We start from the raw sequence: 24,046 nt of genomic DNA, 5'->3' as shown, positions 1-24,046 counted from the left end.
ATCCCTCCAAGGTATCCGATTCAAAATAAAAGACGTAAGGCACCGTTAGGCGCCACGTGGCTCGCCAGCAGGTGCCCTCCCTTCCCTACTAGCGCTCCGTCCGCCGAAAGCGATCTCGATCATCGATGCTCCAGTCGTGATCAGATTAATTCCAAAGAGAAGACCAACAACCCACACAATAGCAAAGGGCAACGTTACCCAGATAAGATCGGCAAGCACAATTGAGATGGCACCACTTGCGACCATCCACTGCCAGTTCGTCTCAGGACGGAGTTTGAGTGAGTGATCTTTGATAGAGCGCACACCGATCCGTTCTAACCTTAACTCTTATAATTATCATAGAAGCTCATAGTTCCGCAATCGCAAATCGAACGGCATCGGTGATGTGTGCGCCTGAAGGATCCAGTTGGCTACGATATCGTCGGATAGTACCTTGTACAACATTGTATCGTTCATGATCGGGTATAGTTGTACAAGGCTCCACTTCTCGGCACGCGACAACTGATCCGTTTCCCACCAGCGAGACCTAGAGCCACTGGCAGTCATCCAGCGGTCACTCAGCAATACTGTGGACGCTGCTACAGTGACTCCTGAACGAAATCCGACGATAACTCTTGATAGGCCGCATGTTCGGCGTACTCTTCGATGAAGGGCTGTTGATAATATCGAACACTCCCACTTCGGGAATCGTATTCGACCACATCAAGCTGCTCGAGCTGCGGGATCGCGCTCTCAAGAAGGAGCGATTTGAGACACTCATCGTCGACCAACGACGGTTGCTTACTCTCGTGGGCTGCAAGCGTTTGAATTCCTGTGACTACGTCCTCGATCGGGACACTGGAGTCAGATGCTGCTAAGAAATAATAGATGAGATAGCGGCATGACTGCGATGACAGTGTCTTGAAAACAGCCGTATGAGCGGTTGTCCCGCCAAAGACATCCGTTTCAGCGGACACAACTGATTCGATGTTGCTACTCATCGTTGCTACTCCGTGTCTGCCCACATTCAGTTTGTGAATACTGGTTCATGGTGTCAGAGGCACCCGTGTACGCTATCGATATGCTGCGACTACTGTGACCAGGAGCGCAGAGCGAACCGACTTTCTTCTTCCCCTTGCATATCGTGGCGTACAATTGCGGCAAAGCCGTACATGATAAAGAGAGTCGTCCCTATATGACTAGGTAGACAACCAGTCTTATAGTCGCTCCTATGGATCGCTTCCGACAGTAGAGATCCTACAGAGATATTACCTGTAGAATAATTCACGTAAATAGCCGGACGGAAGCTCTCTACTACAGATGAGTCTCCTGTGCGCCGCTTTATTGCATAACGGTGTAGAGACACCTAGAACATCCTAGAATCGAACCCCGACCTCGGATTACCTGTCCTCTTTGTACTCTTGCAGCTAGGTATGGTGCGCGCTGGAGATCCGATTACTGGTGTTTGCTTGTTGCTGGAAGTTCCACCAACGGAATGTTAATGCGTGTGTGTATCAGGAGTGTACTTCAATGACTGGGGAAGCACTGACCGATGCTCTTCGAGAAACACTTGTACTCTTCGAGGACCCCGGGGTGCCACAAACGACACCAGAGGTAGCAGCCCGCCTCGATCTGGGTCGCCGAAGCACCTACAACCGGCTGGATCGGCTTGTCGAACACGGCCGGCTCGAAACGAAGAAAGTGGGGGCAAGCGCTCGTGTGTGGTGGCAGCCACCGACGAGCGCCGACACGACTACTCCGGACGAAACAGCAGCTATCGCATCGCTTGTTGACGATGTTCTTGCGGATGTCGATGTCGGCATCGTCGTCTTCGACGAGAACTTCGACGTCGCCTGGCTCAACGCCGCGATAGAACGGTACTTTGGGCTCACTCCCGAACGAGTCGTGGGCACGGACAAACGAACGCTTCTTGAGGAGCATATCGCACCCCTCGTTGACGATTTGGATGCGTTCGTGGAGACCGTACTGGCGACCGACGACGATAACGCGTCCACCGAACGCTTCGAGTGCCACGTGACATCGGACGATGGTTACGAGGAGCGCTGGCTCAAGCACTGCAGCAAGCCGATCGAATCCGGCGCGTACGCTGGTGGTCAGGTCGACCTCTACTACGATATCACTAACCAGAAGCACGAACAGCAGCTTCGCCGTGAGCGGGAACTCGTCCAGCAGATCTTCGACACGGCTCCCGTCGGTATCGGTGTGCTCTCGCCCACTGGTGATATCATCCGCGCGAACGAGCGGGCCGATAGCCTCCTGGGTGTCACCGACAACGATCCTGACGAATACGTGGCGGAAGAGCGCACAATCTATGACGCTGACGGGAACCCAGTTCCGCTGGACGAGCAACCACACACCCAGGTGCTAGATACCGGTACACCCGTGTTTGACTGGCAGTGTCAGCTCGAACAGTCGAACGGCGAGCGACGCTGGCTGTCAGTGAATGCCGCACCGCTAGAGGATGCGGAAGGCGACAGCGATCGAATTGTCGTCACAGGCAAGGATATTACGCAGCTCAAAGAGCAGGCGCGCCGTCTCGAACGCCAGCGCGACGAGCTTGAGAGCGAACTCGATGAGGTATTCGAGCGGGTTTCTGACGGCTTCTACGGGCTCGACAACGATCTTCGGTTTAGCTATATCAACGACCATGCAGCAGAGCTGCTGGACCTGTCTAAATCAGATGCGATCGGCAGCTACGTGGGAGATACACTCGACATGACGGATTCATTCAAACACTCACTCGTTGAGGCTGCCGAGGAGGGGCGATCGGTCGTCCATGAAGAGTACTATGAACCGCTCGACGCCTGGTTCGAAACCGCCATCCATCCCTCGGAGTCAGGAGTGTCTGTCTATTTCCGGAACGTGACTGAGCGCAAACAGCGTGAGCACGAACTACAACAGTACGAGACCATCATAGAAACGATCAACGATGGCGTCTACGTCCTCGACGCGGAGGGTCGGTTCGTGCTGGTCAACGACGCCTACTGCGAGTTGACGAGCTACGACCGCGAGGCTCTGCTAGGGTCGTTGGCCGCGATGGTCGTCAACGAGCAGACGCAGGCGGCCGCCGGCCGGCTCGAAGACGAACTCGTGGCCGGGAAGCGCGAGCACGCGAGTCTGGAGGCGGACGTACAGACAGCCGACGGGGAGACGATACCGGCCGAGGCGACGTTTGCGATGCTTCCCGGCGACGGACGCCGACGCGTAGGCGTCGTCCGAGATATCACCGAGCGCAAGGAACGCGAGCAGGAACTTGAACGCCAGCGAGAACAGTTGGCCGCACTCAACGCCCTCAACGACGTCATCCGGGACATCACCGAAGCAGTCATCGACCAGTCTACTCGCGAGAAGATCGTGGCGGTCGTCTGTAAGCGCCTAGCCGACGTAGCTTCTTACGAATTTGCCTGGTTCGCCGAGGTGGACCCCCAGACGCGGTCAATTATCTCAGGCGTTGAGGCCGGTGTCGACGGCTATCTCAAGGAGATTCCCCTCTCGATGGATTCAGACGATCCGGCAGGACGTGGACCTGCTGGCAGGGCGATTCGAACGCAGGAAATACAAGTCGTCCAGGACGCATTGACAGACTCTAGCTTCGAGCCCTGGTATGAATATTCGAAGGCGTATGGCTACCGATCGTTAGCTGTGGCTCCTATCGTCTACGGCGACACCCTTTACGGGGTACTCGGGGTCTACGCAGACCGTCCGAAGGCGTTCAGTGGCAAAGAACAGGACGTGATCGCCCAACTTGGAGAGATCGTCGGCTATGCCATCGCAGCCGTCGAACGCAAGCAAGCACTGATGAGCGACGAGATCACTGAACTCGAATTTATAGTTCCTGATTTCCTCAATACTATCGGCCTTGATTCGGGCGTCGGTGGGACAATTACGTTCGACCGGGCGGTACCAACCGGTGGCGGGGCCTTCCTCGAGTATGGGACCGTTACTGAGGATGCCATCGATACCCTCGAGGCGCTTGTCGATCAGCTATCTCACTTCGAGGCGGTAACGATCGTCGACCGGGAGGCCGGCATGGCCCAGTTTGAGCTGCAGCTGTCAGATCCCCCTGTCGTGTCGGCCGTGGCGGCTCACGGCGGGTATCTGCGGCAGGCGAGGATCGAGGACGGCATCTTTCACATGAGAATCCACCTTCCCGTCACTATTACCGCCCGTCGGGTCATTGACGAAGTAAAGGCTGCGTACCCGACAACCGACCTTGTGAGTCGTCGGCAGATTACGCGAAGCGACGACACGCTTACGCAGCTCCAGCGAGCGGTAACTGAAGACCTGACCGGCCGTCAACGGGCCACGCTTGAAGCGGCTGTGCATTCAGGATACTTCGAGTGGCCGCGTAAAACGACTGGAGAGGAGCTCGCCGAATCCTTCGGGATTGCGGCCCCGACGTTTTCTCAGCACCTCCGAAAGGCCCAGAAGAGAGTGTTCGAGTCGTTGTTCTCGTCGCCACCAGCGTAATAGCCAGGTGACAGCGTTGCGCATTCGGCGATGCCGACATATCTTTCTCTTCCTCAACAGGACCATTGATATGCAAATCGGGTACTACGCGTGCGACACAGTGTATGAATTCACTCACGATCGGTGCAGATGTTCCTCGTAGGGAGTTCAAGTTTGACTGTGATACTTGGAAGTGAACCGCCTCGGGTCAATCCCGGAGGTATTCGGCCTGCTCCGTCGGCATAAGAATTAAACCGGCAATCTAATGGGGGTATCTAAGACGCTATATACAGCAGCGCATAAGGGGAAAGTAGCCTGTCAGAGGCTACGGAGCTCATCCACGAGTGGGACACAGGGTGATGTCAGAGGCGTCCTGCGTCCCTCTCCCCTTTTGGACACCCACACGTCGACCATGAGCGTGTTTGTTGTGTCCAAATGCAGGGAACCACCCTACTAGCGAACCACTTAGGCCTGCGCTTGCCTGCGAGTTAATACGGGACAGCTAATAAACGATAGGCGATTTACTCGTCTTCCGGGGGAGTGATAACGAGCTCGTTTTCCGCCAAGGTCTTGTGTGCCCGTCGGAATCGCTTCGACATCGCTTGTGAGGAGATACCGAAGTGCTCAGCGAGCTCATTCCCTGTTGTTTCACGCGGCGTCTCATAGTACCCTGATTCAAGCCCGGCAAGGAGCGTCTCACGCTGTATCTCTGTCAGGGGACAATAGGACTCTGTTGTCGGATGTGACGGATGGTACAGTCGGGTGAGGTTGAGAATAAAATCGCTTTCTGTAATATAGTCCCTGAACTGTGCAACGTCAGTTTCCGAATCGAACCGGAGCTGCAACTCCCATCGCTCGTTGCGCCCAGTGGCATCAAGCAGTATGGCTCCTGTCTCCGTATAGGCGTAGACGACTGATTCGACGTCCTGTATCCAGTGAGCCCGATACAACACTGCGGTATCCAATTCATCGATTTTTGTAAGGTCCTCGACCGAGGGGTCGTTTCTCGCAGCCGCTTCAAACGTCTCTCGATCTCCACCAGAGGTCCAAAAATACGGCATGATCCGATCGGGGCCATGCGTGACCACGCGTTCGACCTCGACGACCATGTTTGTCGCTCGGCACAGCGTCTCATACAGTGCGAACTGTTCTGCCGGAACGGTGAATTCAGCGATGATACTCATATTCTCACCTTGTGATTCATTCACACAGTGAAGGCGACTACATAAACATGTTTCTCTACCAACCCCCCTGCTTTCTTCCATAGAGAGCGATTAGAGGAGTGAACGCCCGCTATCGGTTGATCAAGGACAGACCGAGGAGAATCAATCCCTCCTGCGCTCATGAGCACGCAGATGGCAGGCGTTCACCGAACGGGTGCCTCTGACACTTCGTCCGTTTTTGGAGTACCACGAATCACGAGCAACATCGCCCGTACTGCTAGCAGTGCACTTAAGGCCCAAGATTACTCCCTGAAAGCGAACGAGTAACTGACCGCCGGCGCTCTGGCAGGATACGAGAGTCAGCGATGGCTCTGGTCAACTACCCCACTCTACTTCGCTCACCCTGATGGGTTCGCTCGTGGAGAGTGGGGCTTGTCCATGAACTCGGCCTCGAACCCTTCCGGATGGGCGGTGAACCCGCCGCTCGGCGTCACAGTTCCAGACTTCAGGGCAAGCTGACTGTTGCCCGTCCGCCGAGACGACTGTTGGTCCCGACGGACATAGCGCATCCCGATATTCTTCGCCGTCATAACGTCGCAATACGACGTTGCTGCCCGTCGGATATCATCCGACGACCGCGTTGTAATCCACGTTCGCCTCCGACTCGCACTTCACGCATTGGAAGTCGTTACGAGTCGGGCGATTCTCGTCTACCGTGAATCCACACTCGACGCACCGCTTCGATGTGTACGCCGAACCCACCTGCTTCACTGAGACACCGACCGCTTCGGCTTTGTATTCCACTTGCTCGTAGAGCGTTCGGAACGCCCACTTGTGACCCCATGACGTACCCGTTCTGTCGCGGATGTGGGTTAGGTTCTCGAAGGCAATTACGTCGCACTCGTACCGGAGTGCTTCGTCTACGATGGCGTTCGACGCTCGGTGTAGCACGTCACGGATGTAACGAAGTTCCCGACCACTCGATTGTACGAGCGTCCGGTGAGCGCTTCGCGTTCCGGTCTGTTGCAACCCGGCGCGTACCTTCTCGAACTCACGGAGGTTGTGAGTCAACTCCCGCCCGCTGAAAAAGTAGGCGGTGTTGGTGACAGCGAGGTTTTCAATACCGAGGTCAACCCCGAGGATCGTTCCGTCCTCGGCGGTGTTTCGTTCGGTGTCGTTCTTGGGTCGGCGGAAGCCGATATGTAAGAAGTAGTCGCCGCCGCGGGCGGTGAGAGTGCTTTCCGTACTGCTCCACGTATCTGAGTTGAGGTATTGCCGTTGATACCCCTCGTCGGCGCCGGGGAGAGCAAGTTCACACCGGACTCGACTCTCTGTAGTGGAGAGCGATACCGTATCGTCGTCAAACAGCGTCATAGTTCGGGTGTCGTACTTCACCGTGTGTGCGGTGAACGTGGGCTTACTCACTTTCTTGCCTTTGACCAGCGTTCGATACAGCCGGTGATGGCTTGTGCGGCTTGGTGGGTGGCGAGAATCGCGTGCTGGCTACCGAGGTCGGTGTATTCGCGCACGTCATCGTAGGCGAGGGCTGTACGTCGCTCTTAGCGTTGCACTTGCTCCATGCCATTCCGTGGCGATTTGGCATCCACGTTTCCATTCGGAGATAATGTCTTCGAGGAGGTCCCATTGTTCGTCTGTCACCTCAAGACGAGTGATTGCCGTCCGACGCACGTAGTCGTCTGCCACATACTCAATGTGAGACGGTGGCTACTTACAGATTGGCGTTTGTAACCGATACGAACGCGCTCCTCCTCTCCCTACTCGCTCACTTCGCTCGCTCCTTGCGGAAGGGGACTCCACGTACCACTTCAGGAGAACGAAATCGACACCCATCTCAGTGTGAAAATCGAAGTGGCGCTCAAAAAATTCTCACTCGCGACTCACGTGTGTAATCGGGACAACAGTTGCTTCATTACAGTTATAGCAAAGTTTCGGTTTTGCTTTATATGGAGTTCCGCAGCGTTGACAGGCGTATTGCCATGGTTCACAGTCTGGATTCCGTCTATCGTATGTCATTTCGAAAATCCTTCTATTGGTATATATTTGGCTCCTCTGGTATTTGTACTTCTTGCTTGCACTGGCTGAGCAGACTCACGTATGCTGCCTGTGAGTTCATGATCAAGAATGTGCTCAGAACCGGACTAAAACAATATCTGCGCGTTAATCACAACGTAGGAGCTGTTCTATTATTCGCTGAGAAGTGTTTCTAGCTGATTTTGCTGCTCAAGTGTGCCAATAATCGATAGTGTCCACCCGACTAGTATATGCAGTATCGTAGCTGTCCAAGGAAAGGATATCTGAGTCTGGTTCCCAGCTCATAGAGTTATAGGACGAGAACTATAGCGCTCTCCTCATGAGCAGCGCGAACGGACAGTAGTGAGGCGCCGTCTCGCGTGTTACAAGACTATTGATTATCCAACAACCGTCACTGGCACTGGCGATTGGCGAGTGACCGTTGCAGCGACGTTTCCGATCAGTAACCGTGACGAAAGCTCGCGTTCGTGGCCCCCAATGACGACGATATCGAAGCCTTCAGCTCGCTTAGTGATCGCTCGCGATGGGTTGCCCACATCAATGATGGTTGTGATTTCGACGTCGTGTCTGTTAGCCACTTCACGAGCCGCCTTGAAGACGCTTTCCGCTTGAGCTTGAGCCGCCTCTGGGAGATCGCTTGAAAGCACCAACCCAGTGGCGCTTCCCATGTACCACGTCGGGACACCGATAACGTTGAGGACCGTAAACTCGGCACCAGTGTACGTTTCAAGCGCAAATTCGAGAGCCTTCGTAGCCATCTCGGAGTCGTTCATTGGAACCAAGACATGGTACACCATATCATTCTAAGAATGGAGTCGTATACATCTATACTCAGTCCTTGCCTAGGCCGCCTCACTACTCTTCGATAGTGGTAATCGGAGAGTGACCCGTATATTGGGTCTTGTTTGATTAGTAGTTCTACTCCCTCGGTGGGATCTTTCGATAGACTCACGCAACCTGACGCTCAAGACCATCTGTGAGCGTTTCGGTCAACTCAGCAAACGAATGATGAGGTTGAGCGCATCGACAAACGTGAAACAGAACTCTCTGAGTACAAGCGTTTTGCCGGCTCGGAGTTCGCCGCCGTTCACGGTCGGATTACTGTGTCGAAGCACAGGCCGACGAACTTGAAGTAACGTCCCAGGAGACAAGCACCGAGGATACCGAGACTAGGACCATTCCGGTTTTCATGAACATGGCACCAAACCGCCACTCGAACGGATCTGTGCGCTCCCGGAGCATATCGCTGATCGCGAGCTCGAACCGAAGCGCCGCGTAGAGAATCAGCGGGAAGTACTCAAGTCCAGCGTTAATCGCGACGAACGGCGATCCCTACGCAGCTGCGAGCCCAATGAATAGTGTGATCGTTCCGTACTGTCTGGAGTCCATACCGGTTGATACGTCTAAGCTATCTCCCAACCCACAACCGGCCATACTAGTTATCCATTCGATCAACAGTTAGTCCCGGATCGACTCCTCATCTAGAAAGAGCACACGCAAGCAGTACGGTATTCACTTATGATAAGGGGAGTAATGTTCGTCGATTGATGTATACTCAAATAAAGCGTCCGCGATGAGATACCCACTCAAGCAATTGATCTCGGATCATGAGCAAGCATAGTAGCATGGTTAAACAGGTGATGAACGTGAGACGATACTCAGTCCCAATAGGAGGCCGAATCACTGGAACGGTGGGGAAAACGCGAGGACGAGCACGCCGAAGCATCACGCAACCAGTCGTTCAGATGGTACGACTACTATGGGATGTCCTATAAACGGCTGGTGATGACTCTAGAGACTCTCTCGGGATATGCTACTCTGAACAACAGATGACGATGAAGGGACGCTGAAGGAACCAGTCAAGCTGTAGCAGAAACAATTTCCTTCTTCCTCTTTTCGTCACCGCAGATGAATCTTATGCGCCGACAATATCTGACCGATAGCTATCGATCTCTATCAGAACCTGCTGGCGATCAGATTCGGGAACATCGTTTATCTCGAGAGCAGTCTCTAAATGCTCTGCAACGGCATCGAATTCGTCATCTGTGATCCCCATCCCTTCATGTGCGTCGTACATATCGGCACCATCGTAGTCAACCGGGCCACCAGTTACAGCCGAGATGAACTGCGCCTGGTGGGCTCGGAGCGCGGTCGTATCCGTCTTCTCGAAATGGTGCGCAACTTGCCCATCATTTAAAACCCGTTCATAGAAATCGTCCACGACGGTTTCAATAGCGTCTTGACCACCCAAGCGATCGAACAGTGGTTCGTCAGTACTCATCGACACCGTTGGCTACACTCGCGTGTCCTAATACAGTTTTGATAATATAACCACATATCCTGGATTATTTCCGATGCTGCTCGGACCAGAGCAGTCCAGTTACGCTGAGCCAATAGGCTAAGTGTCTTGTCTACGTACCCGTAGAGCGATCCCTAATGGTCCAATCCGATCGCAATACATCAGCAAGCGAGCTGCAAGAAACGGCACCCTGCTTCGCTTGCGGGCAAGAGACATCACTTCCAGACGACACACAGTCCCGTCTGCTACCGACCGTTGTGTGATGAGTGTGCCGACGATACGGGGTGACTAGCTGGTTGGGCAATTGAAAAAGCGGTATTCAATCTTGATCTACGATGAATGCACAGAATCGTACTGAGTATCTCATTATAAGTACTCCTGATCGGGAAACCGTGTTTACGGCGAGTATCGTATTCGGCGACACACTCAGTATCGATCGATCGAATCTGTATCTATGGTAACGTCGATCCAGACAGTAGATCGAGGTGCGTGGCTCAGCATAAATGGAACGCGTGAATTCGGCATAAGTGATCTCTGGCCGCTCGCCGAATCAGACCTTTGTGCGTGTGAAGTAACTGACTTTCTTGCCGAAGGTATCGCTGAGATCGGTGTTGATCCACCAAATATCGAAGCTCAGTTTACAGGTCGATGTATCGCATGCGGAACTGAAGGAACGACCAGTTGGCTTGTCCTTGGTCGGGTAAATCCAGTTGATCAAACGTTTTTAGGTGTTGATCCAGAGTCCATTCATGTCCCTAATCGGCAATTCTTCCATTAGTCGAATACAGACGGTCAGTCCCGATACTGGATCTCTTGGCGAAGCCGCTCCCGATCGTAGTAGCGAAAGTCATACCTGCGGTAGTACTGATCGAATTGCTCGGATTCATCGGACCACCTGTTGACTCGCCAGACATCCAATTTGGAGTGTGTAGAGAGTCCTTCCATTTCAATATGAGAAATATCAACCCCGTCGTATCCGTTCTGGATTGCTTTACACAGTGTTTCCCGGAGCGTTTCCTCGAACGACTGGGCGACACACCGACGTACAGAACTGCACGTCTCACTCCCGGTTTTGCAACGCCCAGATAATTTCTCAAAGGATACTGGGGTGGATGTCTGTCTCAACTTCGTCCGGTCTCTTTTGGAAGTATCACGCATAGTGGTATCGTCGTCGTGAAGTCTCCTATGATTTCAACGGCTCACATGGAGCGTGTAGCGGTCCTTCGTTGGAATCACCTAGTGACGGACGTACTCATCAACTTTCGGGCGTGCTGTGAGAACAGATCTACTGTGAATCACTAGTCACTCGCTCAAAGAAATGGAGGACGATTGCGTGGACTTCCACAAGGATAACGACACTGATAACGATAATCGCAACTTGCAGAGGCGTCGAGAGTAGCCCTAGCGAGACAATCAATGTCGTTGCGCACGCTGGCGCATGATTGGTATCCGTTGCAATCATCCCCCAGCTCGTCACGATAATGGAGAGAACTCCACTCCCTGCAAGGCGGAGTCCATCAGGCGAAAATGCAGCATGAGTCGCTGTGATTGAGATACCAGCCGCGAAAACTGTATAAGCTGTTAGTCCTACGACACCGCCAATAAGATGGCTTCCAACGATACGATAGGTTCGGGTACGCTCACCCCGTCGATCGAATGCAAGAATAAACGCTGACGGACCAAGACTGGGAAAAACAAACGGCTGTCCGCTTGCCCAGGCAACAAGTCCTAAGACAGTAAACAAAAAGCCCGCATACAGACTTGTTCCGACTCTCTGCCGTACCATGTTTGCTTTCAACCGCTCGTCGTGTAAAGCCTGTTCAATTCAATCGACAGGGCCTTGTAACAGAAACAGGCTACCGACGGCTGGAAGATAGCTGTTGAACCTAATGCTTGCTTCATATCTGAGAACTATTGCTCGGCAACTTCTCGTCGATCTGGTGGCCTCAAATTAGGGCAACCAATGTTATTGACCATTTCCTGCTGAAGTGGCAACTCCAAGCCAAGCAAGCTTGATATCGACCATAGACTCTTATGCTCGAACCATAGATTTCCAGTATGGATCAGCGAATCCTCGTCCCATATGACGGGTCGGATGCATCAAAGACAGCACTCGAACGTGCCTTAGAGGAGAATCCTGATGCCGAAATCACCGTCCTCAACGTCCTTGATTCGACAAATCGTGCCTATAGTGGGGTTCAAGCTAGTGGGGCTGAAAGTCTCAATGACGCTCAGCGTGAAGAAGCTGAAGAACTGTTCCAGCAGGCTAAAAATCACGCTGCCGACTACGATATGACCATTCAAACTGCCGTTCAAGTCGGTACTCCAGGCGAGGTAATCGTCGAATATGCCCAAGAGAACAACATCGATCATATTATCATGGGGAGCCATGGCCGTTCAGGTCTCTCACGGATCGTCGTTGGGAGTGTCGCTGAAACAGTGATCCGGAATTCACCGCTGACGGTAACAATCGCTCGATAGCACATCGCTATGAGCAGTTTCCCCAGATCTCCCAGATCAAGAACGAGTCTCTCTGAGTGACATCCTTCCTGCCGTGAACGGCTGGGCTTCCCTTCAAGGGGATTCCGGCCGTGGCCGTCGGTTTCAGTGCATAACCCTACTTTGTGCAAAGAGTGACGGACCCCATGCTGTCAAGCACGGGATTCCTCAAGGGTATAGCTCGCCTCGAAACTACTCGTCTGCGTCATCGATCGCTTTGAGCTGGTCGGCCTCGGTGAAGACGTAGTTTCCGATGAGGAGGCTGCTGGTCATGCTGGTCAGTCCGCCGGCACCAAAGATCATTGCCATGATGACGAACTGATAGAGCGCGGCATAGATTGGGTTCTCTCCGGCAAGGATCATGCCGGCCATGATCCCTGGAATCCACACCCAGCCGAGACTCTTTAGTGAGTCGACCACGGGGATAAGCGAGGCACGGACCCCCGTCTCGACGTGTCGCGAGATGACAGCTGTGGGGGAGGCACCAAGCGCAAGTTCAGCCTCGATTGTCTCGCGGTTCGCGTTGATCTCGCTTTTGAATCGATCAAGCGCAAGTGAGTTGATCTGCATCGCATTTGCGATGATCATACTCCCGACGGGAACGAGGTTTCTTACATTAGCCTCGATCGCCCCTGCGAGCGTCATCGTCACGATCACCAGCCCCGATCCGAAGACGATAGCGAGAAACGAGACCCGAACGACGCCGGGAAGTCCTTCACCGCGATTCTTCGAAATCCACGTCGCCCCACCCATCATTCCAAGCAGAATGACACCACTCCAGACGAGATCCACGGTCAGTAAGATCCCAACGATCGAGCCCATGGCGACGATCTGGATCAGCCCTCTGACCAGTGCGATCCCAAGTTCACGTTCGAGTGCCAGTTCTCGATAGCGGGAGATGCCGACAACAACGACTGCGAGCAGACTCGCGACGAAAACCTGCGCTAGCCCGGTCCAAACAACGGGATCCTGAAATTGCCCGAGCAGGTCCACTATCGGCGCAAGCGTGTTCACGAAAGGACCTCCGTAGGCGACCCAAGACGAACTAGCTGCCCGTTACGTAGTTCCATTACTCGATCGCCGATCCGCCGGGCTTGCTCCTCATCATGAGTAACGAGGACGGTTGTAAGGCCCAGTTCAGATAGCAGGTCCTCGACGCGTGCTTCTGAGGCTGAATCGAGGCTTGCAGTCGGTTCGTCGAGCAACAGTACCTCGGGACCATTAAGCAGGGTGCGAGCGATAGCGACACGCTGTGTTTCACCTCCGGATAGCTCCTCAACGGTACGATCTTCGTATCCGTCGAGTCCCAGCTGTGTCAACATCTGGGTGGTACGCTCAGCATCGATCGGCTCGTTTCGAAGCGTGAGTCCGCGAGTTGCGTTCTCAAAAACCGTTCCGGGAACGAGCGCAGGGCTCTGTGGAACGAGCCCAACACGAACACGAAGCTCGCGCGGTGGGATTTCGTGGTAGTCTACGCCATCGAGCAGGACGGTACCTGCAGTCGGCTCGTCGAGTCGATTGAGCAGGCGAAGAAACGACGATTTGCCTGCACCGGACGGGCCGACGATAACGATCACCTCACGTTCGCGAATCGCAACTGAGATTCCATCGACGAGTCGGTCGTCCTCGACGACTCGCGTGAGGTTTCGCGTTTCGAGTGTCGGTGGCATGAGCGACTCTTCGCACCCGTTCGAACAAAGTCTTCATGACACCGATAGCCAGATAACAATTAATGCAGTCGAAGCGAGTATCCTCAAAGAAGCGTACCAAGAATGGCCTCAAGTCGAGATTTACTGATGTGATCGAGCTATACAGATAGTCGTTATATTTCACCGGTGTCGTCGGGAATGACGGTAAAACCGAGCCTGCGAAAGTCATGGTCCACGCTATCGCCGGTTGAAGGTTGTGGAACATCCCGAGAAGTATGCATGCGGTCCGCGTGGCGGTACGATCTCGATTGAGAACGTGTAGTGAGAATTCATCCATCTTTTACCTTGTTCAACGGACTGTCCTCGATGGACCATGATGTTGCACAAGGTGCTTGCAGCCTATGGTCAACGAAGCGGGACGGAGAGTAGTGAGAGAGTAGATTTCGTGTGCTTTTCAAAACAGTAGATGTAGGACAACAGCGAACTAATCTTGTACCACAAGAGTGAGAGTAGACTTCGCGAGCTTTCGCCCTAAAAATGTGATGAGAGACAAAAAGAGTACACAGAGACAGTGTTGGGAGAGCATACGAATCTCACGAATTGAGGTTTAAATGATGGTAGTTGATTAATGAAGCAGCACGATTGACTGACGACGACTAGGCTGCCTCGGCGGCTGAGACATGCTTAGCGCCCGCTCAAAGTACTGAGAACGAAGTGAGTGGTGAGGAAGCGTCCGACTACGAAAGCGGCGCTGTGCGATCGCGCAGCGGCACATACTAGTAAGATTGCGGCCGAACACTTTCCAGAACTGCCTGTTGAGATGGTCGACTGGGAAACCTCAACGCGGATACAGCGCTCGGTCGGCGTCGCGGTCTATGACCGTCAGTGTGAGCAGATTACGATTCGCCTCTCGTGGGATGCCTATGAATCGTATGGATGGGAGCAGTTTTCCGGAGTCATTCGCCACGAGTTGATCCACACTTGGCAGTATCACGAGTACGGTGAGGTAGTCCATGGGTCACGTTTCGCCAATGGGTTGAACCCTTGGAGACGGATCGGCATTGTGAGCGGTACGCTGAGCCGAACTACTGGGTCATTTACGAAGCATGTGAGTGCAGTTGAGACCTTTATGATCGTTTGACTATCGAGCATGAGCCCAGCAGGTGCTTTCTCGGCGTAGTCAGAAACGTCCTGAGCGATGAAGCGGGCGCGCTCTTGATTGGTCGTGAGTTCGCGGTCGGCTATATGTTTTAGAAGTTACATATTATTCTGATAGAATGTAAACTCTTTTGAACGAGCGAGCGACATCGCCCTAAGTCCTGTATCATTAGCGTCTATGATCCCGGCAGCGCGCTCACCGTCTCCCAACAATATAGTTATAGATTGACTTCACCCCCGTTGCCCTCGATTTGTCTACCGATGTCGTTCTCTATGAGATAAATTCCTTGATAATTCGGCCTTCACCTCGGTGTAGAACGCCACTAGCCGCCGATTGGTTGATCCCGAATTTGTCTGCAAGTTCGACGAGCGTACAACTGCGGGGACTATCGTAATAGCCGCGTTCGACCGCTTCAGTAATCAACTCCCGTTGGCGCTCGGTCAGGAGTCCGCTCGCATCGTATGACTGAGTAACCGACACGATCTCATACGGGACGTCAGTCGCTGCTAACTCGGTTGTAAACTCCGACAACTGCTCCTGTGAGCCGATGAGTTCACCTGTTAACCAGCCGTCTCGGATAATGAGGGGAAATCGCGGAAGGTTCCCCGTTGCACGCCTCGTCTCATACGTTGACGGCATCGGAAACACCACCTGGATCAGTACCATCCCCTTGTCGGAATAGAGTACTTCGTATGAGCGCACCTCCGGTGCGTCGTCGAACTGGCGAATGACGGCATCTCCGTCAGGTGTCATTACTTCGACGATCTCGAGCACGCCATCGTCTGTGGGCTGGCTCACCAGAATTGTGAACTTGATATTTGGGAAAGCGGTTGAGACACCAGCCAGCCAATTGTCGTCGTCTGCCCCAATCTTGACCTTTAGACGTATCCGAGACATAACACTGCTGAGTTAGTCGACGAGTGGCTTAACAGACTCGCGGATGACTTAAAACGGTGAATCGATTCACGCGTGAATCCGTGGTCTCGCCCCGCGTACTAAGTAATGAACATCTATGCGCACAATTGAAACGGCCATGTCCGTCGTACAAGGATTACTCGGACTCATCATGGTGGGTGCAGGCAGCGTGAAGGTAATCGGTATTGACTTCGCGAAGAAGGATTTCGAGCGGTACGGCTATCCAGAGTGGTTCCGATTCGTTACCGGTGGCATCGAAGCTATTGGGGGTCTCGGATTGCTCGTTGGTCTCGTGTTCGCGCCAATTCTCGCTGTTCTCGGCGGAATATTAATTACCGCTACAATGTTCGGGGCAATCTTGACGCATCTTTTTCGGGTTGACGATCCATTCTGGAGATTGGTCGGGCCAGTGGTCTACCTCATCGCCGGACTCTCCGTCACGAATTTCTGCTATTCTCGTTCTAACAATAGCTCAACAGCTGAGCCATAAGAAGTACGAGCAGCGGATCATCGCGAAGACGTTGTCAATGCTGCGAGCAACCGGTAGATATCCCAGAAGCGTCATTTAACTAAAGAGTTAAGTGTTCACCCAGCGTTCATTCAACCGGATGGTTGAACAACAGTCGGACGAGCTCGATCTCGACGTGGTCTTCCAGGCACTGGCACATCCGATCCGCCGGGATATCCTTGAACAGGTGGCCGACGGACCGGAAACCGTCAGCGAACTGGCCGAACCGCACGACGTCTCTCTCGCCGCTGTATCGAAACACCTCCACGTACTGGAAGACGCCGGCCTGGTCGACATCGAGAAGGACGGCCGCGTTCGCCGCTGCCATCTCGACGCCGCGCCGCTTTCGGCAGCCTTCGGTTGGTTGACCCGTTATCGTGTCTTCTGGGAGGATCGCTTCGACGCGTTGGCCGACCATCTGGAGCAAGAAGACCAATGACCGACACCACTGATAAGGAGAGCAAATCGATGGACGAAACCACCACAAACGAAGACCGAAGCATTACCGTTACTCGCGTGATCGAAGCCCACCCAAATAGAGTCTACAAAGCCTTTGTCGACCCCGACGAACTCGCCGCATGGCTCCCGCCGGAGGGCTTCTCCGCAGAGGTCCACGAATTTGACGCCTCGGAGGGTGGAACCTTCCGCATGTCGTTCAACGCCGAAATCGAAGAATTAGAATCGTACGCCAGCACATTCCACGGAACATACCAGGAATTATCTCCTGGCGAACGGATCGTCTACACCGAGGAATTCGAGACCGACGATCCCGGAATGGCCGGCGAGATGACCACCACGGTCACTTTCGAAGAGGTTCCCGACGGGACTGAAGTCATCGCTCGGCAAGCAGGAATCCCCGAGAACATCCCGCCCCAGGACGCCAATGAAGGATGGAATGACTCGCTCGGGAACCTTGCAGAGTTGGTCGAAGGAGTGTAAGGATAACCGAAGTGGTCAATATATGCTTGACCATCCCACGAATGATCGAGACTCTATCGGAGTACACAGAAACCCCGGGGAGAGGATCGACAGGATGCTAGATGGCAAAGTCGCCGTGATCTACGGCGCAGGCGGGTCGATCGGCGGTGCCGTTGCCCGCATCTTTGCTCATGAAGGGGCCAGTGTCTTCCTTGCCGGGCGCATCGGAGCGACGCTCAACGCGGTCGCCGACGACATCCGTTCGCACTGCGGCGAGGAGGACACCACCGTGGTCGATACCCTGGACAAGCAGGTCGTCGACGAATTCGTCGACTCGGTGATTGAAGAGACCGGCCGGCTCGATGTCTCGTTCAACCTCGTCACGTACGGGGACGTCCAGGAACCGTTACTGGGGATCTCAGCCGATGATTTCAAAGTCTCGCTTGATGGCCTGTAGGGTCTTCGCCGGCAACGAGCGGTCGAACTCGATCCCCCACGGCATTAGAGTCCTCACCTAATAGCACGATAACTGCTCGCCAACTATTGGATCACTCATTCGGTTTCTGAACAACGTAGAGGTACTGTGTTAGATTGAAGAAGGTGTTTCCCAGGTCGTCAGTTTCCTGTAGATCATCAATCTAGGAGCGTGAGAAAGCCGATGGTTTCGTAAGAACTCTCGGGCAAGGAATGCTCTCGACAGTTACGGGCGCGAATGTCGCAAGCCGTACTGGTTTCAGTGCCCGAGCGTGCATATCAAGTGTTCATGACTGATTGGCGCTCCGTCGGTATTGGGTTCGTTTTGCAAGTAGTGTTCGGAATCATCGCGTTTGCGTTCCTAGGGGTCGGGACCGCCATCGCTGGGTTTCTCGCTGGCCTCGTCTCGGCCTACCTCACCAATCATGATGCCAGAGACGGTGCCTGGCACTCGCTTCTCTCCGGCGCTCTCGGTGGGATTATTATTGCAACTATCGCCGGTGTCGCTATCTCCCTCCTTGGCTTCGCACTCGGCTCATCAGAACTGGGGGCACTGTTCGGCGGGAGTGTAGTGACTATCGGGATTGTGATCGCATTCCTCACCGCGATTCCGAGTTCGGTCGGTGGTGCAATCGGCGGGTACATCAACTAAAAATGTTAGATCATCGATGGACACAGCGGCCATGGTCGATATTCGGTTTACAGCCCTACTCAGGCACTCACTAAACGTACAAACTATAAGACAACGGAACAAGGCTCGTTTTGTGAAGCCGGAGAAGAGATTTGAACTCGTGACTGACTCCTTACAAAGGAGTTGCTCTGCCAGGCTGAGCTACTCCGGCACTATAGTCGCTTTCAGTTGATAGCGTAAAAGCAGTTCTATTGGCTCCATAAATACCATAGTAATTGACAAGAATGGCGTGCTGGATACGGAGAATTAAGTCTATTGGACAAGAAACCAACTATACGACAGTCACAGCAAGCATGATCGCCGAACGGTCGGTCGTCTTTTCTGACTTGGTGTTGAATCCTCTCCACTGCAAGAGAATCCCAGCACTTACGAGTATCGCGGCAACCCGCCGACGAAACTAGTGCTCATCCACAGCGAAAAACCTGAGTTGAGGATCTGGCCAAGCGATCGACTCGCGAGAATGGTCCTATCACTAGTAGCACGATACCGATTGCTTTCTTTGAGGACATATGTCAATTTTCAATCTCTTTCTCTATTATTCATAATTGACAGATGAATTACTCCTTGTATTCAGCACGGCCACTGAATGCTGTCATCGCTTGATGGTTTTAACAAACCGATAGAAATTGACTATTGAATAGAGAGAATGCATTATGATACAGGGCCAGTACCGGTATTCCGCATATATTCGTCGAGTTTCTCAGCGATAGTGATGGCGAAAGTCTCGTCGTTAATGGCCGTCTCCATTTCGATGAGTTCTACATCTCCGTTAATGTGATCTCGAAGAGCCTCAAAGAGCGCTGTGTCGGCCTCAGGGTCGTGAAAGTCCTCGCCGTCAATGTCGATTATTGAAACCCCACCAAGAGGTACCGTGAGTGCCGTCGGTCCTGTGGCAGTATTGAGCTTCTCGGCGATAATGTTCCCCAATTGGGCGTTTTCCTCAGGCGTCGTCCGCATGAGGGTAACCTGTGGATTGTGAATGTCGAATTGCCGCCCCTCGAATTCCTCGGGCACCGAATCACAAGGGCCGAAGTTGACCATATCAAGCGCACCGGTGGAAACGACCTGCGGAATCCCGGCTGCTCCCGCAGCGCACGCCTTGGTCGTGACGACAATGATGCCTCGGCTGAATTAACGATCCAGAGAACCAGTTCGACGATTTTCTATATATCATTGTGCAGTTTATAAAATACCGTTATCGAGATAGCAGCATCGTATCTACGGAATACAGCCGATTCAGCGATTCGGCGATCTACTTTTGATTAATCCACAAGTCAACAGTGGACTTACTACTCTCCACGCCCTCACCTCATCTACCTCCATGCCAGGCCCCAACCCCCAGGTTCAACCACTACAGAAGGCCCTCCAACGCTCCAAGACGGACTCACACAGTTTCTCAAGGACAGAGCCAAAGGCGACGACTCCGGGAATTACCGGCGCAACGCCAAACGCGTTATCACTCGCTGGATCGACTAGCTTACTCAGCGGGATGTCGAGTGCTTTGAGCAACTTGATGAACCGTTCTCGCTCACTACGCCGGTAACCTCACGCTCACCCAGATGCGCGACTGAATCCTTGCAGATCCTGCCATCGTCTGTTTGGCGCGTCACGTATAGCTCAAAGGATGTCACCAGTCGTATCTAAAATTTCGGTACTCAAGCCAAATTCGTGCAAGGTCAGAGTCTATTCATGTTCGAAGAATCCCCAAATACTCTCTCAGAATTATTAAGCAAAATCAAGGTTATCAGTGCTCAAAGAGAAGTATTCTAAGAGAGATAGAGACAGCACGAGTCTCTACTGAGGAGAAGCTAATAACATGGGATCAACAACTGAGTCTCAGCAGAGTCTAGGTATTTTCCACCTCAAATGACCGGGTATCTCAAAATGAGATAAGATCTCTACAAGGAGAACACATCATCTATAGATCTTGACTGAGAAAATGTAGCAGAGGCTCACATCTAGATCAAAGTCAACATGGTTGGACATGCTCTTTTAACCTTCAAGAGCCTTTTCTGTAATTGACGATTGCGTTTCTCCTGTATCCCTGGTCAATGATCAGTGTGCGACAAAACAGACCTATCAATCGGGGCTAACGGGCGATTACAGCGAGGTTGATAACAATGGATTACAATAATACTATTGTAATATTGGCACTGAAAACCTTTCGTTGGCAGAGTTCAGAAGAGAACGACCCTTAATCAGTCAAAAGAGATATTCGGATTATCTAGAATGTCCAATAATCATGTACAGGATCTGATTGAGGAATTTTATAACAATGGTTATGGACATTATCCATGGCAATAAATCGTATTTTGATTTGCCGTAGATCGGAATAGAGAGCCTGTTTCAGTAGTGTTTTGTCTTGAGTTCGATCACGTTTGCTGTGTTTCGGAGTGCAGGAAGAAGTTCCTCTTCGATACGAGTGGCATCGAAGTCGTGTTTTGGGCCAGCTACCGAGATAGCAGCATCAGGCGTCTCGTCATTCTCAATCGGAACAGCGACGGATTTAACGCCCCGAACGCGTTCCTCATCCTCGACGGCGTATCCCTGAGACCGGATCAACTCGACCTCGTCCATCAGCGCATCGTGGTCAACGATCGTGTGTTCCGTCGCCTGAGGGAGACCAAGACGGGTAACGATCTCCTCGATCTCTGACGCGGACTTCTGTGCCAGTATCGCCTTGCCAAGTGCCGTCCAGTGCATCCGGGTATACTCGCCGGTCGGTGCGTTATTGAAGATAGCCCCAGTCGGCTCCGTCCAGTACAGCATGACGCGATAGCCACGCTCCTCACAGCCCATGGTTGCGACTTCGCTGGTCATCTGTGCGAGCTCGTCAACGTTATTTCGACCCATCTGATAGAGACTATTCTCGTGTCGTACCCGCCCACCTAGATTCAGAAACCGAAACCCGAGTTGATACTTTCCCTCATTTTGCACCACGTAGCCGATCTCCTCAAGCGTCTTGAGATACACGTGCACCGTGCTCTTCGGGAGGTCCATATGGGCCGCAAGCTCCCGGACCCCACACCCATCGAGTTCACCCACCTCCTCGACAATCTCGAAGACGTTTACGACCGCCTGAATCCGGTTCGGTTCGTTCGATGTGTTTTGGGCCATTAGCTACATCCATGGCGTGCTATCTGATAACATTTTTTGCACATGTCCAACAGAATGGGACAGTCGTCTCTAGACCCAGTGATGTTGTGACAGAGTACCAAGGATCGTTCGAGCAGGGAGGGATCCCGGAAGCAGATCGAGAGACACTCTTCAGGCATGAAAGGGGTCGAGACATTCGTCAGCGCTACGAACCGAAGAGATCTATTGAGTTTGTTCGAGCAGCCCGCGCATGTAGCCAATGGCGAAGAGTCGCCCCATCATATGGTAGCCTGGGTTCGAGTTGTCCTCGCCAGCCATCGTCGGGACGTGGTCGGGGCGCATCGGCACGTCGTCGTCGACCGCGTCCTGATACGCCTGCATCGCCGCGAGCATGTCGTTCGGGCCCGCATCGTGCCACGTTTCGACGAAGTCGTCGGCGTCGCCATCGACGTCGCGGAAGTGGACGAAGTTGATCCGGTCGCCGAATCGATGGATTGTCTCGGGAAGATCGACGCCCATGGCGGCGAAGTTGCCCTGACAGAACGTGATACCGTTGTACTCGCTGTCGTAACACTCGAGAACGCGCTCGTAGGCCTCGGGGCTGTTGATGATCCGCGGGATATCGCCGAGGGATGATCGCGGGGGATCGTCCGGGTGGAGGCCGAGTTTCACTCCCGCTTCCTCCGCGACAGGCCCGACCTCCTGGAGGAAGTACTCGAGCGCCTCCCACAGCTGCTCGCGTGACGTCTCGACTACCGGTTCCTCGCGCCCTCTGTGCATCCGATCGTTGGAGTAGGCGGTCACGAGCGAGCCACCGCGGGCCTCGACGTGGGCTTCCGTCCGTGCCCAGCGGATCCCGACCATCCAATCATAGCAGACGACCGGGATATCGAGACGACCACAGTCCTTGAGGAACGTTTTGAACTCCTCGATGTCCTCGTCTCGCCCCTCCCGTCCGAGCCGGATCCGGTCGGTGAGGGGGACGCTGCCTTCGATAACGCTGATCTCGAGGCCGGCGTTTTCGTACCAGTTCTTCAGGTGCAGGAGGTCGTGGTAGCTCCAAGACGTCTTGTCGTCACCGATCTCGAGGGTATGGACGACGGCGCTCGTGACGTCCATCTGTTTTGCGAGTTGCCACCTCTCGTCGGGTTGTGGCGGTAAGACTACCGCGAGATCAACCATAGAACGACGAATTACAACCATGAACAAATAGCTTTCTCTCGGAGCGATCGACTCCGATTCGGGAGGCGAGATTGACGATTCGGTGCGTCCCGTTTCCGGATGGGGACGCTGAGTGCCCCAACGGCGACGCGAAGAGGCAGCGGGCGAAAATAAAAATATCACCTCGTACGATCCCTTGACGAACCAGTATGAGCGACCTGTTCGAAAACGAGACGGCGATAGTCACGGGAGCATCGAGAGGGATCGGCAGCGGTATCGCGACGAAACTCGCTGAACACGGCGCATCAGTGGTGATCAACTACCGATCGTCCGACCAGCGAGCGATGGAGGTGGTCGAGGAGATCGAAGCGGACGGTGGAACCGCCGTCGCTGTGCAGGCCGACGTAAGCGAGTATGGTGATGTCGAAGCGATGGTAGAGGCGACCGTCGAGCGGTTTGGAGCCCTAGACATTCTGGTGAACAACGCCGGGATGACGACGATCGGTCCGGCAGCCGAAGTTGATATCGCGGACTGGCGACGGGTCATCGATATCGATCTGACGGGCGTGTTCATCGGGTGTCAGGTCGCGGGGTGCCAGATGCAGGAGCAGGCCGACGGTGGGGCCATCGTCAACATCGCGTCGATGATGGGCCAGATGGGATACCACATGCGGGCACCGTACTGCGCGGCAAAGGCGGGCGTTATCAACCTCACGCGAACGCTCGCCGTCGAGTGGGCGGCGGACGACATCTCGGTGAACGCGCTCGCCCCGGGGTTCATCAAGACCGACATCACGGACCAGACGCAGGATTCGGCCGGCTACACTGACGACGACATCCGGGGCCGAACGCCCATGGCCCGATTCGGCACCGTTGAGGAGATGGCGAACTGCGTCAGCTTCCTGGCGAGGGACGACACCTTCGTCACCGGGGAAGTCCTCCAAGCCGATGGCGGGTGGACGTCAGACGCATGGCGATATCACGAGGGAAGGGTATAGAAGAGGACTCCCCGT

At 53.7% G+C, this 24,046-nt stretch carries 20 protein-coding genes, 1 tRNA gene and 2 pseudogenes; 10 read left to right on the top strand and 13 right to left on the bottom strand.

The window, feature by feature from the left end; translation table 11 throughout:
- Positions 1-578: 578 nt before the first annotated feature.
- The gene (locus tag HAPAU_RS21080; RefSeq protein WP_066384439.1) at positions 579-980 is read right to left on the bottom strand and encodes a DUF7344 domain-containing protein; all 402 of its coding nucleotides are present in this window, start codon (positions 978-980) and stop codon (positions 579-581) included.
- A gap of 529 nt (positions 981-1,509) precedes the next feature.
- Between HAPAU_RS21080 and HAPAU_RS15075 the strand changes: the two genes are divergently transcribed.
- Entirely contained in the window at positions 1,510-4,470 is a 2,961-nt protein-coding gene (locus HAPAU_RS15075; RefSeq protein WP_066384643.1) for a PAS domain S-box protein, read from the top strand.
- Positions 4,471-4,970: 500 nt separating this feature from the next.
- On the opposite strand, the gene HAPAU_RS22375 is transcribed toward HAPAU_RS15075, so the two are convergent.
- The 4 genes and pseudogenes from HAPAU_RS22375 to HAPAU_RS15055 all read right to left on the bottom strand — a co-directional run bounded on the left by HAPAU_RS22375 (position 4,971) and on the right by HAPAU_RS15055 (position 9,945).
- Positions 4,971-5,558 carry a helix-turn-helix domain-containing protein gene (locus HAPAU_RS22375; protein ID WP_245634160.1) on the bottom strand — a complete coding sequence of 196 codons (588 nt, stop codon included), beginning with the start codon at positions 5,556-5,558 and terminating at the stop codon, positions 4,971-4,973.
- A gap of 452 nt (positions 5,559-6,010) precedes the next feature.
- Positions 6,011-7,316 (bottom strand): annotated as a pseudogene (locus HAPAU_RS22980) (RNA-guided endonuclease InsQ/TnpB family protein).
- Between the two features lie 725 nt (positions 7,317-8,041).
- On the bottom strand, positions 8,042-8,461 hold the full coding sequence (locus HAPAU_RS15060; RefSeq protein ID WP_066384434.1) for a universal stress protein: 420 nt from the start codon (positions 8,459-8,461) through the stop codon (positions 8,042-8,044).
- Between the two features lie 1,118 nt (positions 8,462-9,579).
- Positions 9,580-9,945, bottom strand: coding sequence for a group I truncated hemoglobin (locus tag HAPAU_RS15055; RefSeq protein WP_066384431.1), 366 nt, complete (start codon positions 9,943-9,945; stop codon positions 9,580-9,582).
- Between the two features lie 472 nt (positions 9,946-10,417).
- Here HAPAU_RS15055 and HAPAU_RS21805 point away from each other — a divergent pair, with 472 nt between their 5' ends.
- Positions 10,418-10,741 (top strand): hypothetical protein, encoded by a 324-nt coding sequence (locus HAPAU_RS21805; RefSeq protein WP_084383779.1) that lies wholly within the window; start codon positions 10,418-10,420, stop codon positions 10,739-10,741.
- Positions 10,742-11,248: 507 nt separating this feature from the next.
- Here the strand turns inward: HAPAU_RS21805 and HAPAU_RS19970 are convergent.
- The gene (locus HAPAU_RS19970; RefSeq protein WP_084383778.1) at positions 11,249-11,749 is read right to left on the bottom strand and encodes an HPP family protein; all 501 of its coding nucleotides are present in this window, start codon (positions 11,747-11,749) and stop codon (positions 11,249-11,251) included.
- A 272-nt stretch (positions 11,750-12,021) separates the two neighbouring features.
- On the opposite strand from HAPAU_RS19970, the gene HAPAU_RS19965 reads away from it, so the two are divergent.
- Positions 12,022-12,444 (top strand): universal stress protein, encoded by a 423-nt coding sequence (locus HAPAU_RS19965; protein WP_084383777.1) that lies wholly within the window; start codon positions 12,022-12,024, stop codon positions 12,442-12,444.
- Between the two features lie 210 nt (positions 12,445-12,654).
- On the opposite strand, the gene HAPAU_RS15045 is transcribed toward HAPAU_RS19965, so the two are convergent.
- Together HAPAU_RS15045 and HAPAU_RS15040 are read right to left on the bottom strand one after the other, a co-directional pair.
- The gene (locus tag HAPAU_RS15045) at positions 12,655-13,476 is read right to left on the bottom strand and encodes an ABC transporter permease (protein WP_245634158.1); all 822 of its coding nucleotides are present in this window, start codon (positions 13,474-13,476) and stop codon (positions 12,655-12,657) included.
- On the bottom strand, positions 13,473-14,132 hold the full coding sequence (locus HAPAU_RS15040) for an ABC transporter ATP-binding protein (protein ID WP_066384424.1): 660 nt from the start codon (positions 14,130-14,132) through the stop codon (positions 13,473-13,475). The genes HAPAU_RS15045 and HAPAU_RS15040 overlap by 4 nt, the downstream gene beginning before the upstream one ends.
- Before the next feature lie 799 nt (positions 14,133-14,931).
- On the opposite strand from HAPAU_RS15040, the gene HAPAU_RS22360 reads away from it, so the two are divergent.
- The gene (locus HAPAU_RS22360; protein ID WP_245634157.1) at positions 14,932-15,252 is read left to right on the top strand and encodes a SprT-like domain-containing protein; all 321 of its coding nucleotides are present in this window, start codon (positions 14,932-14,934) and stop codon (positions 15,250-15,252) included.
- A 288-nt stretch (positions 15,253-15,540) separates the two neighbouring features.
- Here HAPAU_RS22360 and HAPAU_RS15030 read toward each other — a convergent pair whose 3' ends face one another.
- Positions 15,541-16,068, bottom strand: a complete 528-nt coding sequence (locus HAPAU_RS15030) for a helix-turn-helix domain-containing protein (protein ID WP_211263596.1) — start codon at positions 16,066-16,068, stop codon at positions 15,541-15,543.
- Positions 16,069-16,282: 214 nt separating this feature from the next.
- Between HAPAU_RS15030 and HAPAU_RS15025 the strand changes: the two genes are divergently transcribed.
- The 5 genes from HAPAU_RS15025 (at position 16,283) to HAPAU_RS15005 (ending at position 18,737) form a co-directional block, all read left to right on the top strand.
- Entirely contained in the window at positions 16,283-16,675 is a 393-nt protein-coding gene (locus HAPAU_RS15025; protein ID WP_084383776.1) for a DoxX family protein, read from the top strand.
- 118 nt (positions 16,676-16,793) lie between these two features.
- The gene (locus HAPAU_RS19960) at positions 16,794-17,132 is read left to right on the top strand and encodes an ArsR/SmtB family transcription factor (RefSeq protein ID WP_084383775.1); all 339 of its coding nucleotides are present in this window, start codon (positions 16,794-16,796) and stop codon (positions 17,130-17,132) included.
- A complete protein-coding gene (locus HAPAU_RS15015; RefSeq protein WP_066384414.1) occupies positions 17,129-17,632 on the top strand; it encodes an SRPBCC domain-containing protein in 504 nt (167 codons plus the stop codon). The genes HAPAU_RS19960 and HAPAU_RS15015 overlap by 4 nt, the downstream gene beginning before the upstream one ends.
- A 94-nt stretch (positions 17,633-17,726) precedes the next feature.
- Entirely contained in the window at positions 17,727-18,068 is a 342-nt protein-coding gene (locus HAPAU_RS15010; protein ID WP_084383774.1) for an SDR family NAD(P)-dependent oxidoreductase, read from the top strand.
- Positions 18,069-18,347: 279 nt separating this feature from the next.
- Positions 18,348-18,737, top strand: a complete 390-nt coding sequence (locus HAPAU_RS15005) for a DUF5518 domain-containing protein (RefSeq protein WP_245634156.1) — start codon at positions 18,348-18,350, stop codon at positions 18,735-18,737.
- Positions 18,738-18,853: 116 nt separating this feature from the next.
- Here HAPAU_RS15005 and HAPAU_RS15000 read toward each other — a convergent pair.
- The 4 genes and pseudogenes from HAPAU_RS15000 to HAPAU_RS14985 all read right to left on the bottom strand — a co-directional run bounded on the left by HAPAU_RS15000 (position 18,854) and on the right by HAPAU_RS14985 (position 23,054).
- Positions 18,854-18,927, bottom strand: a tRNA-Thr gene (locus HAPAU_RS15000).
- Between the two features lie 500 nt (positions 18,928-19,427).
- A pseudogene (locus HAPAU_RS14995) lies at positions 19,428-19,868 on the bottom strand (Tm-1-like ATP-binding domain-containing protein); the annotation flags it as partial.
- A gap of 1,254 nt (positions 19,869-21,122) precedes the next feature.
- On the bottom strand, positions 21,123-21,893 hold the full coding sequence (locus HAPAU_RS14990; RefSeq protein ID WP_066384408.1) for an IclR family transcriptional regulator: 771 nt from the start codon (positions 21,891-21,893) through the stop codon (positions 21,123-21,125).
- A gap of 201 nt (positions 21,894-22,094) precedes the next feature.
- Positions 22,095-23,054, bottom strand: a complete 960-nt coding sequence (locus HAPAU_RS14985) for a mannonate dehydratase (RefSeq protein WP_066384399.1) — start codon at positions 23,052-23,054, stop codon at positions 22,095-22,097.
- Positions 23,055-23,242: 188 nt separating this feature from the next.
- Here HAPAU_RS14985 and HAPAU_RS14980 point away from each other — a divergent pair, with 188 nt between their 5' ends.
- The gene (locus HAPAU_RS14980) at positions 23,243-24,031 is read left to right on the top strand and encodes an SDR family NAD(P)-dependent oxidoreductase (RefSeq protein WP_066384398.1); all 789 of its coding nucleotides are present in this window, start codon (positions 23,243-23,245) and stop codon (positions 24,029-24,031) included.
- The last annotated feature ends 15 nt before the right edge of the window (positions 24,032-24,046 follow it).

Source organism: Halalkalicoccus paucihalophilus, from assembly GCF_001593955.1.
In the GTDB taxonomy this organism is placed as follows: domain Archaea; phylum Halobacteriota; class Halobacteria; order Halobacteriales; family Halalkalicoccaceae; genus Halalkalicoccus; species Halalkalicoccus paucihalophilus.
The sequence above is the reverse complement of the archived record's forward strand: the minus strand, read 5'-3'. Positions and strand labels throughout refer to the sequence as shown.

Excerpts from the sequence above, each read along its gene's own strand:
- HAPAU_RS15075 (WP_066384643.1), top strand. The coding sequence starts at position 1,510 with ATGACTGGGGAAGCACTGACCGATGCTCTTCGAGAAACACTTGTACTC.
- HAPAU_RS21080 (WP_066384439.1), bottom strand. The coding sequence starts at position 980 with ATGAGTAGCAACATCGAATCAGTTGTGTCCGCTGAAACGGATGTCTTT.
- HAPAU_RS14985 (WP_066384399.1), bottom strand. The coding sequence starts at position 23,054 with ATGGTTGATCTCGCGGTAGTCTTACCGCCACAACCCGACGAGAGGTGG.
- HAPAU_RS14980 (WP_066384398.1), top strand. The coding sequence starts at position 23,243 with ATGAGCGACCTGTTCGAAAACGAGACGGCGATAGTCACGGGAGCATCG.
- HAPAU_RS22375 (WP_245634160.1), bottom strand. The coding sequence starts at position 5,558 with ATGGTCGTCGAGGTCGAACGCGTGGTCACGCATGGCCCCGATCGGATC.
- HAPAU_RS15015 (WP_066384414.1), top strand. The coding sequence starts at position 17,129 with ATGACCGACACCACTGATAAGGAGAGCAAATCGATGGACGAAACCACC.
- HAPAU_RS14990 (WP_066384408.1), bottom strand. The coding sequence starts at position 21,893 with ATGGCCCAAAACACATCGAACGAACCGAACCGGATTCAGGCGGTCGTA.
- HAPAU_RS19970 (WP_084383778.1), bottom strand. The coding sequence starts at position 11,749 with ATGGTACGGCAGAGAGTCGGAACAAGTCTGTATGCGGGCTTTTTGTTT.
- HAPAU_RS22360 (WP_245634157.1), top strand. The coding sequence starts at position 14,932 with ATGGTCGACTGGGAAACCTCAACGCGGATACAGCGCTCGGTCGGCGTC.
- HAPAU_RS15025 (WP_084383776.1), top strand. The coding sequence starts at position 16,283 with ATGCGCACAATTGAAACGGCCATGTCCGTCGTACAAGGATTACTCGGA.
- HAPAU_RS15060 (WP_066384434.1), bottom strand. The coding sequence starts at position 8,461 with ATGGTGTACCATGTCTTGGTTCCAATGAACGACTCCGAGATGGCTACG.
- HAPAU_RS19960 (WP_084383775.1), top strand. The coding sequence starts at position 16,794 with ATGGTTGAACAACAGTCGGACGAGCTCGATCTCGACGTGGTCTTCCAG.
- HAPAU_RS15010 (WP_084383774.1), top strand. The coding sequence starts at position 17,727 with ATGCTAGATGGCAAAGTCGCCGTGATCTACGGCGCAGGCGGGTCGATC.
- HAPAU_RS19965 (WP_084383777.1), top strand. The coding sequence starts at position 12,022 with ATGGATCAGCGAATCCTCGTCCCATATGACGGGTCGGATGCATCAAAG.
- HAPAU_RS21805 (WP_084383779.1), top strand. The coding sequence starts at position 10,418 with ATGGTAACGTCGATCCAGACAGTAGATCGAGGTGCGTGGCTCAGCATA.
- HAPAU_RS15040 (WP_066384424.1), bottom strand. The coding sequence starts at position 14,132 with ATGCCACCGACACTCGAAACGCGAAACCTCACGCGAGTCGTCGAGGAC.
- HAPAU_RS15055 (WP_066384431.1), bottom strand. The coding sequence starts at position 9,945 with ATGAGTACTGACGAACCACTGTTCGATCGCTTGGGTGGTCAAGACGCT.